A 1692-nucleotide genomic window follows, 5' to 3' on the forward strand; every position below is an offset into this window, starting at 1 on the left:
GGTGGATTTCGCAGTTGCCCGTGCCCTTGAATTCTTCAAAGATCACTTCATCCATGCGGCTGCCGGTATCGACCAGCGCCGTGGCGATGATGGTGAGCGAGCCACCTTCCTCAACTTTGCGCGCAGCGCCAAAGAAGCGCTTGGGGCGCTGGAGTGCGGCGGCATCCACACCACCGGACAGCACCTTGCCGCTCGACGGCACGACGTTGTTGTAGGCGCGGGCCAGGCGGGTGATGGAGTCCAGCAGGATCACCACGTCCTTCTTGAGCTCGACCAGGCGCTTGGCGCGCTCGATCACCATCTCGGCCACGTGCACGTGGCGGGCGGCGGGCTCGTCGAAGGTGGAGGCGATGATCTCTCCCTTGACCGTGCGCTGCATTTCGGTCACTTCTTCAGGGCGCTCGTCCACCAGCAGCACCATCAGGTGCACGTCGGGGTTGTTGGCCGTAATGGCGTGGGCGATGTGCTGCATCATCACCGTCTTGCCGCTCTTGGGCGGCGCGACGATCAGCGCACGCTGGCCGCGGCCAATGGGCGCGATGATGTCGATGATGCGGCCGGTGATGTTCTCTTCGCTCTTGACGTCGCGCTCCAGTCGCATCTGCTCCTTGGGGAACAGGGGCGTCAGGTTCTCGAACATCACCTTGTGCTTGTTCTGCTCTGGTGGGCCGTCGTTGACCTTGTCGAGCTTGGTCAGTGCAAAGTAGCGCTCGCCGTCCTTGGGCGTGCGCACTTCGCCTTCGATCATGTCGCCGGTGTGCAGGTTGAAGCGACGCACCTGGCTGGGGCTGATGTAAATATCGTCCGTACTGGCGGTGAAGCTGGTGTCCGGGCTGCGCAGAAAGCCGAAGCCATCAGGCAGGATTTCCAGCACGCCGTCTGCAAACACCTGCTCACCCGCCTTGGCGCGCTTCTTGATGATGGCAAACATCAACTCCTGCTTGCGCATGCGGCCCGTGTTTTCGATTTCGAGTTCTTCGGCCTGCTTCAGGACTTCAGACACGTGCAGTGCCTTGAGTTCGTTTAAGTGCATGGATTGACTCCTTGGCGGAGCTGGTATGAATCTTGGGGGAGGTGGGCTGATGCCGAAGGGGCTGCTGTTTGCAGGTCCGGCTCGCCAGGGATCTTGGTCCGGCTGCCAATGCGTGCAGACCGGTGATCTGTGGGAATTATGACAGGAAAAAATGCGGGGGCCTCAGGGGCGCAAGGTGTGGGCTTGCGCAACTGCCAGCGTGTTGTTTCCCCGCAGGTCTATCGCTTAACAAAAAAGCCCCATCGGCATTCGTACCGAGGGGGCTTGGGGCAGTGGGTCAGGCCAGTTGTTGGTCGATGAAGGCGGTCAACTGGGCCTTGCTCATCGCGCCGACCTTGGTGGCTGCCAATTGGCCATCCTTGAACAGCATCAGGGTGGGGATGCCGCGGATGCCGAACTTGGCGGGGATTTCGCGGTTCTCGTCCACGTTCATCTTGGCGATCTGCAGCTTGCCTTGGTAGGTGCCTGCGACTTCGTCCAGGATGGGAGCAATCATCTTGCAGGGACCGCACCACTCAGCCCAGTAGTCCACCAGCACGGCGGAGCCCGGTTGGAGCACGTCGGCTTCAAAGCTGGCGTCGGAGACATGTTTGATGAGTTCGCTGGCCATGGCGGAATTCCTTGATTTTGGGCGGGTTGCGACCGGTGTACGTTTAAAG

2 protein-coding genes are annotated in these 1692 nt (G+C 60.8%); both read right to left on the reverse strand.

The features are described 5' to 3' along the window. The coding region (gene rho, locus DBR23_RS19800; protein ID WP_233250594.1) for a transcription termination factor Rho at nucleotides 1–1033 on the reverse strand (1033 nt) is incomplete at its 3' end. 277 nt (nucleotides 1034–1310) lie between these two features. After that, nucleotides 1311–1643: a thioredoxin TrxA gene (gene trxA, locus DBR23_RS19805; protein WP_008906761.1), complete on the reverse strand. Its 333-nt coding sequence runs from the start codon at nucleotides 1641–1643 to the stop codon at nucleotides 1311–1313. Between the last annotated feature and the right edge of the window lie 49 nt (nucleotides 1644–1692).

The sequence above is a fragment of the Acidovorax sp. HMWF018 genome (assembly GCF_003061035.1).
GTDB classification, from domain to species: Bacteria; Pseudomonadota; Gammaproteobacteria; order Burkholderiales; family Burkholderiaceae_C; genus Acidovorax; species Acidovorax delafieldii.

Coding starts and splice junctions, on each gene's coding strand:
- trxA (WP_008906761.1), bottom strand. CDS start 1,643: ATGGCCAGCGAACTCATCAAACATGTCTCCGACGCCAGCTTTGAAGCC.